This is a genomic window from Vibrio sp. HENC-03 (assembly GCF_000305755.2).
In the GTDB taxonomy this organism is placed as follows: Bacteria; Pseudomonadota; Gammaproteobacteria; order Enterobacterales; family Vibrionaceae; genus Vibrio; species Vibrio owensii.
In genome coordinates, this window is sequence record NZ_JH976079.1 from 164,699 (window position 1) to 180,515 (window position 15,817).

A 15,817-nucleotide genomic window follows, 5' to 3' on the forward strand; every position below is an offset into this window, starting at 1 on the left:
TCGATAGAGTGAGTACCATCGCATCTCATTATCGAATGTGCGATTAGGTTGGTGTGATTATTTAAATGATTTGAAGCTGATTTAGCTTCTGGCAAGTTTAAATAGAATCTTTCACAACGACCATCGAAAGGGCAATCCCTTACGAAAACCTCAATGTTTCATCTTAGAAGCAACAAAATGGCGCCTTGGCAGAGTGGCTATGCAGCGGATTGCAAATCCGTGGACCTCGGTTCGATTCCGGGAGGCGCCTCCATTATCTTTCCTCGTAACTCAAACATCTTTGTTCCTAAATCAAACCAGAAGCTTCAATTCAGACCTCTGACCATTCAAGAACTTCAGCAAAACTAACTTCTTAAAATTTCGAAAATAAGTGCATTTCATCGCTATTTACCGACGTAAATTCGACATAAGCCTCATTTTACACTTCTCATCACTCTCGTTAGTTCCCAAAATGCACATTCAACTCTATTAACAGAACGTTGTTAATTATAAACTGAGTGCATTACTAGAATCTAATTGATAACATCATATATAACGTTTTGTTAATATATAACATTTTGATTTTAGCTCAGGATGAGCCCATTTTGTTTTAGGGAGAAGTACACGTGTTATGTCATTTAAGCAGGCGATTCGTAGCCTTATTGTTGGGTGCTACGTCATTTACTGCTTTTGCCGCATCTATGGCTAGCTATCCGGAAGGGTGGCAGGAATGGCCAGTTGTTAAAGAGTCACAAAACCTACCTGCAGACACGATTCTGCCTCCAGACACCTCATTGTTTATTCAAGAATCTGTTCGTGCTTACAGTTGGATTAATAACGGACAAGGATCACCGCTTACGATCCGTGTGAATCCGAAAAAGATTGAACAGTACAAAACCCATGGTCCATACACAGATGGTCCTACGGCAGTCGCGATTTCCGAGGTCGATGGCATTGTTTGGGTGACAGAACACATCGGTGGTATGGCGATTTATGGAAGTTACGATCGTCAGGGGAAAGATATTAGCCACACACATCCTTCATTAGAGCCTTCATTTTGCCAAAGTTGCCACACTACGTATCAAGACATTTGCATTAATGGTACGTGTGCAGAGCCAGTTTTGGGCGTTTATAAAGATAAGCAGTAGTTTATTGTGAGTAATCGAGTTTTCGGCTGGTTGACGATTAACCAGATGCTATTTGTTTCGCATTTGGTGTTGGTTCTGTCCATCATCCTAGGTCTGTCTTTCACGCGTTTTCAAAGCGAATGGAACATGCGTATTGAGCATGCCGCTACCATGGCGAAAACTCATCTCTCTTCTCAAATGACTTTCCTTTCTGGATCGATTGCGGGTCGCAATTACGCTAACTTAATGATGCCATCGACTAAGGCTAACTTAAGTGCGATAGACGATCTGCTCTTTATCGAAATTTCCGGCGTTTCCGATTACAAAACCCAGACGGTTGCTGTCCGTTACTTGGCGGAGTCCAATCAGGTGTGGCGTATCGATGTAAGCGATCTTGAAGTCAATGTCTTAAAAGACCAAAAGGGCAACTTAGTTCGAATGTTATCTATGACGCCAGAAAAAGACGAGATCAAGCGTAATAAGCTGCAATATTTGATAAACAAGACCAACGTTGATTTAGAGGCGTTGCAAGCGAGTCAGTTACTCAATCGTAATACTGAACTGCCTTGGAATAAGGACTATCTGCGCCAGACGGATTTTTACTACGATTCGACACTGTCGGTACTTCACGTCTGTTTACCGCTACGCAATATTAATGGCGGTTACATTTGGGCAGTGCTAGATGCAAGTGACCTCGATACGATTAAAGTCACCTTGATTAAAGAGCTGATCAACGAAGCCTTGATTGCTGCACTTATTTCAATGGTACTGATCTACATGGTGACAATGTGGATTGTGAGCCCGCTTAAACGCTTGTCTCAATCAATGAAAAAAGACATTGAGAAGATCGATCAATCACACATTCCGGAGATCAAACGCTCGGATGAAATCGGCGAACTCGCTCGTTCATATTCAAGCTTAATTACCAAAATAAAGAACCAATTAAGGGTGCTTCGCCAGCAAACTGATACCGATACCTTGACTGGAATCGGTTCTCGCTATTTGTACAAGCGTAGTGCGCCTGTTTTTGTTCATGAAACCCTGAGTAACATGAAATACGCCTGTTTCGTCTTGTGTGATATCGATAATTTCAAAAAGTTTAATGATACTTACGGGCACACCGAAGGGGACAACGCCTTATGTGATGTCGCGGAAGTCTTCCGTTCTCATTTAGGTAAAGACCAGCCCTCGTTTCGTTTAGGCGGCGAAGAGTTTGCTTTGCTTGTCTATGGCAATACGCTAGAGGTGTTGAACTCCAAAGTTGAACACTTAAGACAAGCGGTCGAAACCCTCGCCATACCACACATCAAAAACCTTCCTTCTGAAGTCGTAACGATTTCGGTTGGAGCGGTTCCACTAACTAGAGCCGCGTCTCATCCTAACTTGAACGACTGTGAGAAAGCACTTGAGCGGGCCTTTCAAGTTGCCGATAAGAACCTATACGCAGCAAAAGATAAAGGACGAAACGTTGTCATTATGGCGGAACCCATCACGCTGTAGTTTTTAGTTTCATTGCATTTAATTCGGCCACTCGGCCATTTAAGACCAAAGAAGAGAAAGGAGTCTCGATGCACAACATCGGAGAGGATAAGCATACGTGTCGCCCACAAACACGCGTCTGGGTTGATACAGACATCACCATAGGCCATCACGACGGGTTTAAGCTGTGTGATGTTGACGATGGTTACGCGCTGGGGTTATTGCTCAGAAGCCAAGAAGTCGACATCGTTGGCGTGAGTTCAACACTTGGCAATTGTGATGACATTAAAGTTACTACGGACATCGCTCGCTCTTTTATTAGCCAGTTTGGTCCAACTTACCTCAGCGTTTCTCAAGGAAGCGCCACTTACTTTGATTCAGCCAAAGATATTCCGCCAGCGGTAAAAGACCTTGCTGCTCAACTTGAGCAAGAGCCTTTGACTATTCTCGCTATCGGTGCACTTACCAACATCGCCTTATTGATTCGTGATTTTCCGGAACAGGCCAAAAACATAGAAAAGGTAGTTTGTGTTGCAGGCAGACGAAGCACCGACCAGCATTTTGTTGCCGGAAAGCGTCAACCAAGGCCGTTTCGTGACCTGAACTTTGAGGTGGACCAAACTGCATTTCAAGTACTTCTTGATAGCGACGTTCCGGTGACTTTAGTCCCGTTTGAAGCCTGTGCTCAAGTTTGGGTCGATTTTAAAGAACTTCATAAGATGAGCCATGGCAGTAGTCTTAGTCACTTCTTAGAGTCGCATTCCATTGCATGGTGTACTGAGTGGGAAGTGGTGTTTGGTTCTAAAGGTGGCTTTATTCCTTTTGATATGGTGGCCGCGGCCTATGTGGTGAATCCAGGGTGGTTTGTTTCTCACGCTTGGAAGTCCAAGGTGGAGATCATCGCAGCAAGTGATACGGACAAACACAAAGAGAAAGCTTATCTGGTTTGCAACGAATCGATAGAGCAAGGACGAGTGGTCGACTATGTGGTTGAAGTATCGCCAGATGCTGAACCGGAAATGCTTAAGCGTTTAGCGGAGCGTGATATTGGCGCATTTGTACTTGGTTTATCTCATATCAATATCATTGTCGATGATGTTGATAAGGCGGCTGATTACTACCAACGAGTACTTGGTTTTGAACGCGCACTTGATGCTCAGGGGCAAAAAATGGATTACCGCGGCGTGAGTATGGCCGAGTTTAACCAAGATGCGGGTTTAGCTGGACAAGACGTTGTTGTTGACGTGCTGTTTGTGAAGCATCCGTATGCGTCGGTTTATCTGGAGCTGATGAAATACCATTCGCCTGTTGGTGCGACGGCTATACCGCCACAACCAAGAACCTATGATCTTGGTGGTCCTCGACATATAGCACTCGAAGTTTCCAACTGTGGTGAGGTATTTCGATACTTAAAACAGCAAGAGGGGGTCACTATGATTGACGAGTCTAAAAGTTACCACCCAGAAAAATTGAATGGCTTCCCGATCACCTTTTTCTATTGGATAGACAAATACGGTATTCAATGGGAGATGGAAGAAGGGCGTAGAGTAGGGACATCACGCGGCATTATTTAACGCGAACCTATAAAATCCACTCAAATGTGATTAAAAAGCAAGCGGTTAGTCGCTTGCTTTTTCTTTGTTATGAAGAAATGTGACAAATATGTTGAGTTCATTTCGGCTGGATTACATGAATTTTGTTTAAATTACGAAAGCAAAGGTTTAAACGCTGTTTAAAAACTGCACCTACCCCTTTAGGGTAGTTTAATTCCGTAATTGATTTACATCATGTATTAATTTTCTTTCACAATTAACAATGCGCTCAGTGATAAGAACCTAACCCTTAGGAAGTACAATGAGCAAGTTGAAGCTAGTAGTCATCGGTAACGGTATGGTAGGCCACCGTTACATTGAAGACTTAGTCGAGAAAGCTGATATGTCTAATATGGACATTACGGTTTTCTGTGAAGAACCTCGTGTCGCATACGACCGTGTGCACCTTTCCTCTTACTTTTCTCACCATACTGCAGATGAACTTTCTTTAGTGAAAGAAGGCTTCTACGAGAAACACGGTATTAACATGCTGATCGGCGAACGCGCGATTAACATCAACCGTGAAAACCGCATTGTTTACTCAAGCACTGGTCGCGAAGTTCAATACGACAAGCTGATTCTTGCTACTGGCTCATTCCCATTTGTTCCACCTATCAAAGGTCACGAAAGCAAAGACTGTTTTGTTTACCGTACTATCGAAGATCTTAAAGCGATCGAAGCGTGTGCGAAGAAGAGCAAATCAGGCGTTGTTGTCGGTGGTGGTCTGCTAGGTCTTGAAGCTGCGGGCGCATTGAAAGCACTAGGTGTAGAAACACACGTTGTTGAGTTCGCACCAAAGCTAATGGCTGAGCAACTTGACCTTGCTGGTGGTAACCAACTTCGTCAAAAAATCGAGCGTATGGGCGTGAACGTTCACACCAGCAAAAATACGCTTGAGATTGCGGCAGAAGGCACAAACGCACGCAATGTTATGCGTTTTGCTGACGGTTCAGAGCTAGAAACAGACTTCATCGTATTCTCTGCAGGTATTCGTCCACAAGACAAACTAGCACGCCAAATGGAGCTAGAAGTGGCACCTCGTGGCGGTGTTGCTATCAACGACCATTGTCAGACTTCTGATGAGAACATCTACGCGATTGGTGAGTGTGCGTCTTGGAACGAAATGTTCTACGGCCTTGTTGCTCCTGGCTACAAGATGGCGACAGTTGCTGTTGATCACCTTCTAGGTAACACAGAAAGCAAATTCGAAGGCGCTGACATGTCTGCGAAGCTGAAACTTCTTGGCGTGAAAGTAGGTTCAATTGGTGACGCGAACGGTCGTACTGAAGGCTGTAAGAGTTACGTTTACCAAAACGAAGAGCAAGAAGTTTACAAACGTCTTATTGTTTCTGAAGACAACAAGAAACTGCTTGGCGCGGTTATGGTTGGCGATACGTCTGACTACGGCGACCTGCTTCAACTTATGTTGAACGAAATCGACCTACCAGAACACCCAGATGCGTTGATCCTTCCTGCACACGCAGGCGCTGAGAAACCAGCACTAGGTGCAGACGCTCTACCAGAAAGCGCAGTGATCTGTTCATGTTTCGACGTGACAAAAGGCAAGATCGCACAAGCGGTTGCTGATGGTCACCACACATTGGGTGACATCAAAGCTGTGACTGGCGCAGGTACAGGCTGTGGTGGTTGTATTCCTCTAGTCACTTCTGTCCTAAACGCAGAGCTTGCTAAATCTGGTATCGAAGTGAAGAACGACGTGTGTGAGCACTTTGCATACTCACGCCAAGAGTTGTTCCACCTAATCCGCATTGAAGAGATCAAAACGTTTGATGAGCTTCTCGAGAAATACGGTAAAGGTTACGGCTGTGAAGTTTGTAAACCATTGGCTGGTTCTATCTTGGCTTCTTGCTGGGGTGAGCACATTCTTAAGCCACAACTGGTTAAGCTGCACGACACGAACGATAACTTCCTAGGTAACATCCAAAAAGACGGTACTTACTCTGTTATCCCACGTATGGCGGGTGGTGAAGTAACACCTCAAGCATTGGGTGCGCTAGCGAACGTTGCTGCAGAATACAACCTATACACCAAAGTAACCGGTGCTCAACGTATTGGTCTGTTCGGTGCTCAAAAAGACGATCTTCCAGAGATCTGGCGCAAGCTTATCGACGCTGGTTTCGAAACAGGCCAAGCGTACGCAAAAGCACTTCGTATGGCGAAGACATGTGTTGGCTCAACGTGGTGTCGTTACGGTGTTCAAGATTCTGTTGGTCTAGGTTCTTACATCGAGAACCGTTACAAAGGCATTCGTACACCTCACAAGATGAAGTTCGGTGTTTCTGGCTGTACTCGTGAGTGTGCGGAAGCACAAGGTAAAGACCTTGGCATTATCGCGACTGACGCGGGTTGGAACATGTACGTATGTGGTAACGGCGGTATGAAACCTCGTCACGCAGACCTACTTGCAAGTGACCTAGATAAAGAAACGCTAATCAAGTACATCGACCGCTTCATGATGTTCTACATCCGTACTGCTGCGCCACTACAACGCACATCAGTTTGGATGGAAAACATGGAAGGTGGCGTTGACTACCTACGCGAAGTGATTGTTAACGACAAACTTGGCATCAACGCTCAACTAGAAGCTGACGTAGCGAAGCTTGTAGACGAGTACGAGTGTGAGTGGACTGCGACCATCAACGACGAATCACAACTGACTCGTTTCGCGCACTTCATCAACTCTGACAAGCGCGATGATAACGTTGTGTTTGTACAAGAGCGTGAACAGCACCGCCCAGCAACCTTCACGGAAAAACACCCTGAAGCGAAAGGCGACATCCTACACGTAGCGATCACTGAAGCATAAGGGAAGGTTGATTATGTCATTTGAAAAGATTTGCCAAATCAGCGACATCGTACCGGGCACGGGTGTTTGTGCACTGGTTGATGGTCAGCAAGTTGCGGTATTCCGTCCAACACAAGCAGAAGAAGTGCTAGCGATCAGCAACACTGACCCGTTCTTCCAATCAAATGTGCTTTCTCGCGGTTTGATTTGTGAGCACCAAGGCGAGCTTTGGGTGGCAAGCCCACTTAAAAAGCAACGCTTTAACCTGACAACAGGTGCGTGCATGGAAGACGAGCGTTTTAGCGTGAAAGCGTACAAAACGCGCGTAACCAACGGCGAAGTAGAAATTTCTGCATAAGCTTGGTTTCCATTCCCTCCTCTAAGGGGGAGGGAATGAAACGAAATCTAGATTTAATAGGTAAAGGCTTTCCGTGGTTCATCTTCGGGGACAGGGAAGCTAGGTGTTACTCAGCGGCAAGCCTTTCTCTATTCAATCTTTAATTTTTAACTTTCACTTTTGAATAAGGACACATTCATGTCTACTGATTATAAGCCTGCAGAATTCGTTCAAACCATGATCAACGTGGGTGAAGCGAAAACCAACACTAGCACTCGCGACTTGTTACTTCGCGGTACTATGGCGGGTATCATCCTATCGCTAGCGGTTGTCGTTGCTATTACCACTATGGTTCAAACCGGTATTGGCATCGTGGGTGCGCTTGTCTTCCCAGTTGGTTTCGTGATTCTAAGTGTGATGGGTTACGACCTAGTAACGGGTGTTTTTGGTCTAGCGCCTCTGGCTAAGTTTGCAAACCGTCCTGGTATCACTTGGGGTCGTATCTTCCGTTGTTGGGGGCTTGTAGGCTTGGGTAACCTTATCGGTTCTCTAATCGTTGCTTACCTTGTGGCTATCTCACTAACAGGTAACTTCTCACTAGAACTGAACGCAGTAGCGAAGAAGTTTGTCGCTGTTTCTACCGCGCGTAGCCTTGGTTTTGAAAACATGGGTATGGACGGATGGATCACGTGTTTCGTACGCGGCATCTTCTGTAACCTAATGGTGTGTCTTGGCGTTATCGGCAACATGACAGCACGTTCAGTGTCTGGTCGCGTAGCAATGATGTGGTTCCCAATCTTCATCTTCTTCGCACTAGTATTTGAGCACACAGTAGTAAACATGTTCCTATTCCCACTAGGTATGATTCTAGGTGCTGATTTTGGTATCGCGACTTGGTTGAACTTCAACCTTATCCCAACCATCCTAGGTAACATTGTTGGTGGTCTAGTAATGACTTGTATTCCACTGTACCTAACTCACGCTAAAACTGCGCCTTCTATCAATGCTGAAGAAGAAGTAAAAGCACGACCTGCAATGGCTAAATAACCATTAACGGGTAATTCGCTTAATATGGTCCCGCTTCTGGATGGGCGGGACTGTTCTCTAACTTGGATTTCAATTTTTAACTTTCACTTTCGCGACATATTTTATTGGTTTAGCTATAAAAAGTAATAACTCCTTAGAGTGGTTTTAGCCCTAAGTGCATAACGCGAGTGTTACTCTTTATATCTAAATTTTTCGATAGGCGTTGATATGACTACTGCTCACTCATCTTTAAACAGCGGCTTTGTTTCTCTTGTTGGTGCAGGTCCAGGAGATCCTGATTTGCTCACAGTAAAAGGCTTAAAAGCCATTCAAGCGGCTGAAGTTGTGGTGTACGACCGATTGGTGTCGAAAGACATTCTTGAATTGGCTCACGCATCAGCAGAGATGATTTACGTAGGAAAAAAATTGGACTTTCACTGTGTGCCTCAAGATCAAATCAACCAAATCTTGGTGCAGAAAGCACAAGAAGGTAAGCGTGTTGTACGTCTAAAGGGCGGTGACTCATTTATCTTTGGCCGTGGTGGTGAAGAGCTAGAAGAACTAGCGGAATTTGGTATCAAATACGAAGTGGTTCCGGGGATCACAGCAGCAGCGGGTGCAACGGCTTATGCTGGTATTCCCTTAACACACCGCGACCATGCGCAAAGCGTTCAATTCATCACTGGTCACGTACAAAAAGATGGTCGTGAGATTGAGTGGCATTCACTGGCGCAATCCAACAACACGCTTGTGTTCTACATGGGTTTGAAGCAAAGCGGACACATTATGGATAAGCTGATCACGCATGGATTAGACCCTGAGATGTCATGCGCCATTATTGAAAACGGTACGCGCCCGGAGCAGCGCGTGTTCCAAGGAAAGTTGAACGAGCTATCGAGCATGGCAGAGCAAGCCGTAAGCCCAGCATTGATTGTAGTTGGTAGCGTTACACAGCTGCACAACAAATTGGATTGGTTCGGCAAGTAACCGAAGATGTAATCCTAAGCATTAGATTGCGCAAGGACTGCGTTTCTGCTGCATCTCTCTTTTACGCATTGGCATTTCATCAATCAGATTGTTGATGAATTGCCAATCGGTCTTCGCTCCCCAGCGGTGTTTCTCTTCACCATCTTTACCTAATAGAATCGCCGTGTGTTGGCCTTGTTTCACTTCGTAAAGTTTCGCCAACATTTTCAAATCAAACTCTTCTTTAAGCCATGATGGTTGCGTGTAACCGTCTTCGGCAATAACGAGCGTAATAACGTCACGGTCTTCTAGTTCACATTCATTCATCAGTGCTTCAAGCAAAAACTGCTTAACGTGGTCGTCATTTGCAGGGGCGAAATACAGCACGCTGCGGTGCGGCCAATACTGAGAGTGCGCTGGATATCCAAATGCAGCACTTGATATGAGGCATGAAAGCAACAGGGCAATGGTCGTCTTGTTCATGGCTTCACTCCTTGAAACTCGAATATCAAGTTATACGATAAGTTTAGTGGAATTAGCTCATTGTGCTTTGAGCCAAAGTGGCATAGGGTATGCGACAAACAAATAAAGCGTATTAAGAAGATGAATTCGGATAGCAACAAACAAAAGATCGCAATCTTGGTCGATGTACAAAACGTGTACTACACCTGTCGTGAAGCGTACCGCAGCAATTTTGATTACAACCAGTTTTGGTATGTTGCGACACAAGGGAAAGAAGTGGTGAGCGCACGAGCTTATGCTATTGCGAGTAACGACCCTAAGCAGCGTCAGTTCCACCATATTCTTCGTGGTGTCGGATTTGAGGTGATGTTGAAACCTTACATTCAACGCCGTGACGGCAGTGCGAAAGGCGACTGGGATGTAGGTATCACCCTAGATGCGATTGAGATTGCGCCGGAAGTGGATGAAGTGATTCTGGTATCTGGCGATGGTGATTTCAGTTTGTTGGTGGAACGCATTCAGCAACGCTTCAACAAGAAAGTCACTATCTATGGCGTACCAAGGCTCACTTCCCAAACCTTGATTGATTGCGCGGACCATTTTGTTGCTGTCGATGACGACTTTCTTCTTTGATTCTCGCTTGCGCTAGAAATAGGCAAAAGAAAAGGGCGAGTCACTTCAGGCTGTACGCAAACGTACAATGACTTGCCCCTTATTTCTGATTCAGATGATTTACGAAGGAATGATCATTTGCCCTAGTAAGTAACCCAAACAACACGCACCAATCACGCCGATTAAACCCACAGACATGAATGAGTGGTTGAAGTACCACTTGCCAATCTTAGTTGTACCTGAGGTATCGAAGTTCACAGTCGCGATATCTGAAGGGTAGTTTGGAATAAAGAAGTAGCCGTAAACCGCTGGCATCAAGCCGATAAGCAGAGCAGGCTCCAAACCTAGACCTAAACCGACTGGCAACATCATACGCGCTGTTGCTGCTTGAGAGTTCACCACTACAGATACGATGAATAGCGCAAGCGCGAACGTCCAAGGGTAGTTGGTAACCATCTCTACGATGCCGGATTTAAATTGAGGCATTGCGTATTGGAAGTAGGTATCTGACATCCATGCAATACCGAAGATAGCAATCGCCGCCACCATACCTGATTTGAACACTACGCCATTTGGTACGTCGCGAGGATCGGTCTTCGTCGCTAGCAAAATGATACCGCCGAAGCAGAGCATCATCATTTGAATAACAACGGCCATACTGATTGGTTTTGCACCTTCAACGATGGTACGAACCTCTGGCCACATCGCAATAACGACAATCACAAGAATCGATAGGATGAACAGTAGAACGGAGTTACGCGCACTAGACGGTAGCACTTCATCCAATGATGTCGCAGTTGTGTTTAAGATCTTGTCACGCCAAACCGGATCTTTTAGGCGCTCTTGATACTCTTCATCGTCTTCTAACTCTTTACCGCGTTTTAAGCTGTATAGAGACATCAACAAGGTACCAAACAAGGTTGCTGGCACGGTAACGAGCAAAATAGAAAGTAGGGTGATCTCGTGTTGGATATCAGACAATTGTGCAAGGTAGTAAACCACTGCAGCTGAAATTGGTGACGCAGTAATGGCGATTTGAGAAGCAACCGATGCTGCTGCCATTGGACGTTCAGGACGAATGCCGTTTTTAAGTGCAACGTCGCCAATGATTGGCATGATAGAGTAAACCGCGTGACCAGTACCAAGTAGGAAGGTCATAAAGTAAGTCACGAACGGCGCAATAAGAGTGACGCGTTTAGGGTTCTTACGTAATACGCGTTCTGCCACCTGCAACATGTATTTTAAGCCACCTGCGGCTTCAAGAATGGAGGCACAAGTCACCACCGCGAGGATGATCAGCATTACGGTTACTGGTGGAGACGTTGGAGGCATCTTGAAGATGAAAACCTCAATGACCAAACCAATACCAGAAACGACACCAAGACCAATGCCGCCATACCGTGAGCCGATATACAGCATCACGAGCAAAAATAGAAACTCAAGATACAACATGTTTAATTTCCTTATTAGAAACAGGGACTTCTATTGTTTCGGTATTGAAGGAAAAAATACTTAGCCTTGTTCACATTCCGTTTTATAAGAAACAGCAATGTCCAATAATTGGGAATAACTCACGCTGAGCCGTGTCAGTGTTAATAGCGGTTTGAAAGGGTGTTGAAGGATTGTTTGAATCGTCGTCAGCTAAGGTTACAGCGGTCCATTTTGGTGCAAGGATTTTCAGTGGTTTTGAGTGCTTTTTGACCTAGATGATAATTTAAACGATAGGCGTTAGATTTTCAGGTTACTTAATGCCAAGTTAACCTTGGTTAAAATAAAAAAGCCGCGTTATGCGGCTTTTCTTTTATGCTTCGTCAGTTGCTTGAGTTTCTTCACTCACTTGCGAAGTTTGCTCAGCTGCTTTTTCTTCAGCTTCCATCTTCGCGCGCTCTGCTTTTGAGATATAGCGAGGCTTGTTGCTCTTATGAAGCTTTGCATTTTGTTTTTTCAACTTCGCTTTTAAGATCGAATTGATTTTCTTCTTGCGGTTCATGGTGTTGGTCCTTTAATTTAGCGGGGCAGGATAGTGATTTTTCCACCAAGTTACAAGCCTAATGGATCCCTTATGAAAACACTTATTACAGAACGCCTGACACTTCGTCTTGTTAGTGTAGAAGATGCGCCGTTTATTTTAGAACTCTACAATCAGCCTGACTTTTATCGTTTCGTCGGTGACAAGCAAATTCGAACCCTAGAAGAAGCAAAACGCTACATTCAAGACAACATGTTGAGGATGCAAGAACTCAAGGGTGTCAGTTTGCTGGTGGTAGAAACCAATCATGATAAACAACCTATCGGTATTTGTGGTTTGGTCAAACGCGACACATTAACGGCGTTTGATATTGGTTACGGTTATCTACCTAGCGCTTATGGCAAAGGTTACGCAAAAGAAGCGGCGAGTGTCGTGGTCGACTTTGCTCGGGACGAGATGAAAATAGAAAACTTGGTCGCTATCACCAATAATGACAATATTCGTAGTATAAGTTTGCTAGAAAAATTGGGTTTTCAGTTTGAACGTGTCGAGCAGACTTACGATAATGGCCGTACATTGCAACTCTATACCATGAAGTTGTGACCCGATAAGCGGTAACTAAAGCTTTTTGGTTAGTGCCTTATTGTTAAGGTCTCTGAACCAAAGCTGTTTTAGATTGAGGAAAGAATGAGCGACATTTTATTAGGCAAACTCGCCACAGAATTTAAAACCGTTAAAGCGATGGTGGAGGTTTACTGTAAAGACCACCACGGCACCAAAGGTGAGTTGTGCGCGGAATGTCGTGAATTATTAGAGTACGCGGAAGTGCGGCTTGATCGTTGTCCTTACGGAGAAGACAAGCCGACTTGCAACAAATGTCCGATTCACTGTTACAAGCCCGAGCCGAAAGAACAAATGCGCTTAGTGATGTGTTACTCAGGACCGAGAATGTTGCTTAAGCATCCAATCTTGGCAATTCGACACTTGATGCATGAGAAACGCGAGGTACCTGAAAAGCCTGCTGCCAATGCGTCAAATCGCCACAAACGGATGAGTGCAGAGCGCGAAGCTAAGAAATCCTAGCCAATATAAGAATTAAGAAGTTGTCACGACCGTTAAGTTCTTAATCCAATACTTTTGCGTGTACCTGCGGTAACACAATGCTAGTTTCACCACTTCTTCAGCGATCATGAGTGCGTAAACGTATTTGAATTCCCAACCTAATACAAACGCCGCAACTGCACATAAAGGCAGGCCCGTCATCCACATCGCGATAAAGTCCATGCGCAAGCAAAAGACGTTATCGCCACCCGCACGAATAATACCGTTGATGATGATCATGTTAAGCATGCGAAGCCAAATCGCGCTGCATAAAATCACCACCGCAGGTGCTGCAAGTGGGTAAAGCTCAGGGTTGTCTAAGTTCAAAGCAGCAATGATTAATTCTCGGTTTAGTAGCAATAACGCACCGATCGAAATACCAAACACAAACACTGCTTTGATGAAGAAGCTTGCCATGTGCTGAGCTTGTTCAAAAGCATCACGCCCTAACGACTGCCCAATCATCACTGAACACGCTACAGAGATACCAAAGAAGATGGAATAACATAACGACTCAAACGGGCCTAACATGCTGAATACCGCAAGTTCTGTCGTGCCCATGTGACCAAAAATCATTTGATACACCATGGTGCCAATAGCCCAAAGTAGCGCACCTAAGGTCATTGGCAGCGCCAAGCGGCGGTAGGAGAGCCACAAAGAAGGGCGCTCAGAACCTTCTTTCACCTCCAATAACCAATGCTTACGCCAACGCATGTAGCCAACCATAGCTAGCACTTGGAACAGGCGAGAAATTGTTGTCGCCAAAGCCGCACCCGCAACACCCATTGCTGTTACACCGAACCCACCTTTGATGAGCCAGAAGTTCAGTGCGATATTGAGAACAATCGTCACCGCGCCCATAAGTAAAGGAGTGACGGTGTCACCAGAAGAGCGCATGCTCGCTTCTAAAACAATGATGATATGAGTGAGTAACAGAACAGGGAACGCATACCAAAGATAGGTGGAGCCTAGTTCGATGACTTGCGTATCGTTGGTTTGTAGACGCATGATAAGTTCGCTACCGACAGTGATTATCAGGGTAACAGGAATCAAGACTTTTAAACCAAATCGAATCGCTATACCAGTAACAGTTTTTGCGCTTACTGCGTCATCACGTCCCCAATATTGAGCCACAAGCGTACCATTTGCGGACGCTAAACCTGCCATGATCATAATCGCGACAAAATGCCATTTTGATGCAATTCCCACAGCTGCGGTTGCTTCTTTACCAAAGTCACTAACCATGAGAACATCAGCCAAGGCGAGAATCGCCACCAACGCACTCTGGATCGCGACAGGGAAACCCAAGCGGATGATCTGCTTCAGTAGCCCGCTAGATAAAGAGTTGTCGCTGTTTTTGATGCCAATGTTGTTCGTCATAGTTACTCCTCGAAATTTGTGAGGAATATAAAGCCAATAGGGACAGAAATACATGTGCGAAAAACCACAAAACCTGTGCAAATCCGTCATCGAACAATTTGCCATCAAAACAGAGTGGCATGACGATGTACATTTAGCACCAGCATGTAAAGAACGATTCCTGACCCTAACTGAAATCCCTGAATGGAAACGAGCAGATATCTTTATGGCGGGGCTTGCTGAACTGCGCGATGGTTACCATGTCGAGCGAGACAAAGTGGGCGTTCATACCTTGCTGTTTACCATTGAAGGTGGCGGTGTTTTGATTACACCGGATTTCGTTAAAGAAATTGAGCCTTATACGCTGACTATTTTGCCCGTAGATACGTGTTTTCGATTTGAAATGAATCCAAGCAAAGGACTCTGGAAGATGGTTTGGCTTCTGCCACAAAATACCGAGGCTTGGCAGCATCTCTCCGACTTGGGGCAAACCGTGGTGCCGTTTAGGGGCTCTGAGCAGGTATGGTCATTGATGACCTTACTCTACAACGAAATTGGGGGACGAACGGGGTTTCGTCAGCTGTTGATCAGTGAAGTGCAGCGATTGGTAAAAAGTGTTGAAACCCCAATCAGTACTTCGCTATCGCGCGTTCAAACACTCTTTAACGAAGTGGAAGGTCAGTTACACTTGCCGTGGACCATTGCCGAAATGGCCAAGCAGTGTTTTATCAGTGAAGAGCAGTTCAATCGTTTATCTAAACAGCTTTTCAATATGAGTCCGCGAAGCAAGTTAATTGAGCTTCGTATGCACAAGGCCGCAGACTTATTGCAGTATCCAGCTTGGTCAGTCGCTATGATTGCCAACCGATTGGGTTATCGCGATCCTTACAACTTCACTCATCGATTTAAAAAGTTCTACGGCACTTCGCCAACACGTTATCGCAAGAGGCTACTGGAGAATCAAAACCAATGAGTCGTTTTGATTTCTAATGATCACCTAAT

General features: G+C 45.1%; 15 protein-coding genes and 1 tRNA gene. 12 read left to right on the plus strand and 4 right to left on the minus strand.

The features are described 5' to 3' along the window. Positions 1 to 179 precede the first annotated feature (179 nt). From VCHENC03_RS17695 to cobA, 8 genes are all read left to right on the plus strand, one after another. A tRNA-Cys gene (locus VCHENC03_RS17695) sits at positions 180 to 253 on the plus strand. Positions 254 to 680: 427 nt separating this feature from the next. After that, a complete protein-coding gene (locus VCHENC03_RS17690) occupies positions 681 to 1,127 on the plus strand; it encodes a hypothetical protein (RefSeq protein WP_005440991.1) in 447 nt (148 codons plus the stop codon). 126 nt (positions 1,128 to 1,253) lie between these two features. After that, positions 1,254 to 2,606, plus strand: a complete 1,353-nt coding sequence (locus tag VCHENC03_RS17685; protein ID WP_083481818.1) for a sensor domain-containing diguanylate cyclase — start codon at positions 1,254 to 1,256, stop codon at positions 2,604 to 2,606. A gap of 68 nt (positions 2,607 to 2,674) precedes the next feature. Next, complete coding sequence (locus VCHENC03_RS17680) at positions 2,675 to 4,159, plus strand: nucleoside hydrolase (protein WP_009705341.1); 1,485 nt, start codon at positions 2,675 to 2,677, stop codon at positions 4,157 to 4,159. 280 nt (positions 4,160 to 4,439) lie between these two features. Then, positions 4,440 to 7,004 carry a nitrite reductase large subunit NirB gene (gene nirB / locus VCHENC03_RS17675; protein WP_009705342.1) on the plus strand — a complete coding sequence of 855 codons (2,565 nt, stop codon included), beginning with the start codon at positions 4,440 to 4,442 and terminating at the stop codon, positions 7,002 to 7,004. Positions 7,005 to 7,017: 13 nt separating this feature from the next. Next, positions 7,018 to 7,341 (plus strand): nitrite reductase small subunit NirD, encoded by a 324-nt coding sequence (nirD, locus tag VCHENC03_RS17670; protein ID WP_005387969.1) that lies wholly within the window; start codon positions 7,018 to 7,020, stop codon positions 7,339 to 7,341. 177 nt (positions 7,342 to 7,518) lie between these two features. Further along, positions 7,519 to 8,367, plus strand: a complete 849-nt coding sequence (locus tag VCHENC03_RS17665; protein WP_009705343.1) for a formate/nitrite transporter family protein — start codon at positions 7,519 to 7,521, stop codon at positions 8,365 to 8,367. Positions 8,368 to 8,574: 207 nt separating this feature from the next. After that, entirely contained in the window at positions 8,575 to 9,333 is a 759-nt protein-coding gene (gene cobA, locus VCHENC03_RS17660; protein WP_005440981.1) for a uroporphyrinogen-III C-methyltransferase, read from the plus strand. 21 nt (positions 9,334 to 9,354) lie between these two features. Here cobA and VCHENC03_RS17655 read toward each other — a convergent pair whose 3' ends face one another. Continuing rightward, complete coding sequence (locus tag VCHENC03_RS17655) at positions 9,355 to 9,795, minus strand: DUF4174 domain-containing protein (RefSeq protein WP_005440978.1); 441 nt, start codon at positions 9,793 to 9,795, stop codon at positions 9,355 to 9,357. Positions 9,796 to 9,915: 120 nt separating this feature from the next. Here VCHENC03_RS17655 and VCHENC03_RS17650 point away from each other — a divergent pair, with 120 nt between their 5' ends. Beyond that, the gene (locus tag VCHENC03_RS17650; protein ID WP_032802386.1) at positions 9,916 to 10,407 is read left to right on the plus strand and encodes a LabA-like NYN domain-containing protein; all 492 of its coding nucleotides are present in this window, start codon (positions 9,916 to 9,918) and stop codon (positions 10,405 to 10,407) included. 99 nt (positions 10,408 to 10,506) lie between these two features. On the opposite strand, the gene VCHENC03_RS17645 is transcribed toward VCHENC03_RS17650, so the two are convergent. Both VCHENC03_RS17645 and VCHENC03_RS17640 read right to left on the minus strand, forming a co-directional pair. Next, on the minus strand, positions 10,507 to 11,838 hold the full coding sequence (locus VCHENC03_RS17645) for an anaerobic C4-dicarboxylate transporter (RefSeq protein ID WP_009705346.1): 1,332 nt from the start codon (positions 11,836 to 11,838) through the stop codon (positions 10,507 to 10,509). Positions 11,839 to 12,187: 349 nt separating this feature from the next. After that, entirely contained in the window at positions 12,188 to 12,376 is a 189-nt protein-coding gene (locus VCHENC03_RS17640; RefSeq protein ID WP_009705347.1) for a DUF2986 domain-containing protein, read from the minus strand. A gap of 72 nt (positions 12,377 to 12,448) precedes the next feature. On the opposite strand from VCHENC03_RS17640, the gene VCHENC03_RS17635 reads away from it, so the two are divergent. Continuing rightward, a complete protein-coding gene (locus VCHENC03_RS17635) occupies positions 12,449 to 12,958 on the plus strand; it encodes a GNAT family N-acetyltransferase (protein WP_009705348.1) in 510 nt (169 codons plus the stop codon). An 84-nt stretch (positions 12,959 to 13,042) separates the two neighbouring features. After that, entirely contained in the window at positions 13,043 to 13,438 is a 396-nt protein-coding gene (locus VCHENC03_RS17630; protein ID WP_009705349.1) for a nitrous oxide-stimulated promoter family protein, read from the plus strand. 12 nt (positions 13,439 to 13,450) lie between these two features. Here VCHENC03_RS17630 and VCHENC03_RS17625 read toward each other — a convergent pair whose 3' ends face one another. Then, a complete protein-coding gene (locus VCHENC03_RS17625; protein WP_009705350.1) occupies positions 13,451 to 14,836 on the minus strand; it encodes an MATE family efflux transporter in 1,386 nt (461 codons plus the stop codon). Between the two features lie 52 nt (positions 14,837 to 14,888). Here VCHENC03_RS17625 and VCHENC03_RS17620 point away from each other — a divergent pair, with 52 nt between their 5' ends. Continuing rightward, positions 14,889 to 15,788 carry a helix-turn-helix transcriptional regulator gene (locus tag VCHENC03_RS17620; RefSeq protein ID WP_009705351.1) on the plus strand — a complete coding sequence of 300 codons (900 nt, stop codon included), beginning with the start codon at positions 14,889 to 14,891 and terminating at the stop codon, positions 15,786 to 15,788. Positions 15,789 to 15,817 lie beyond the last annotated feature (29 nt).

Bases quoted from the DNA above. Each gene is read 5' to 3' on its own strand.
- VCHENC03_RS17690 (WP_005440991.1), top strand. From the start codon at position 681: ATGGCTAGCTATCCGGAAGGGTGGCAGGAATGGCCAGTTGTTAAAGAG.
- VCHENC03_RS17685 (WP_083481818.1), top strand. From the start codon at position 1,254: ATGCGTATTGAGCATGCCGCTACCATGGCGAAAACTCATCTCTCTTCT.
- VCHENC03_RS17680 (WP_009705341.1), top strand. From the start codon at position 2,675: ATGCACAACATCGGAGAGGATAAGCATACGTGTCGCCCACAAACACGC.
- nirB (WP_009705342.1), top strand. From the start codon at position 4,440: ATGAGCAAGTTGAAGCTAGTAGTCATCGGTAACGGTATGGTAGGCCAC.
- nirD (WP_005387969.1), top strand. From the start codon at position 7,018: ATGTCATTTGAAAAGATTTGCCAAATCAGCGACATCGTACCGGGCACG.
- VCHENC03_RS17665 (WP_009705343.1), top strand. From the start codon at position 7,519: ATGTCTACTGATTATAAGCCTGCAGAATTCGTTCAAACCATGATCAAC.
- cobA (WP_005440981.1), top strand. From the start codon at position 8,575: ATGACTACTGCTCACTCATCTTTAAACAGCGGCTTTGTTTCTCTTGTT.
- VCHENC03_RS17655 (WP_005440978.1), bottom strand. From the start codon at position 9,795: ATGAACAAGACGACCATTGCCCTGTTGCTTTCATGCCTCATATCAAGT.
- VCHENC03_RS17650 (WP_032802386.1), top strand. From the start codon at position 9,916: ATGAATTCGGATAGCAACAAACAAAAGATCGCAATCTTGGTCGATGTA.
- VCHENC03_RS17645 (WP_009705346.1), bottom strand. From the start codon at position 11,838: ATGTTGTATCTTGAGTTTCTATTTTTGCTCGTGATGCTGTATATCGGC.
- VCHENC03_RS17640 (WP_009705347.1), bottom strand. From the start codon at position 12,376: ATGAACCGCAAGAAGAAAATCAATTCGATCTTAAAAGCGAAGTTGAAA.
- VCHENC03_RS17635 (WP_009705348.1), top strand. From the start codon at position 12,449: ATGAAAACACTTATTACAGAACGCCTGACACTTCGTCTTGTTAGTGTA.
- VCHENC03_RS17630 (WP_009705349.1), top strand. From the start codon at position 13,043: ATGAGCGACATTTTATTAGGCAAACTCGCCACAGAATTTAAAACCGTT.
- VCHENC03_RS17625 (WP_009705350.1), bottom strand. From the start codon at position 14,836: ATGACGAACAACATTGGCATCAAAAACAGCGACAACTCTTTATCTAGC.
- VCHENC03_RS17620 (WP_009705351.1), top strand. From the start codon at position 14,889: ATGTGCGAAAAACCACAAAACCTGTGCAAATCCGTCATCGAACAATTT.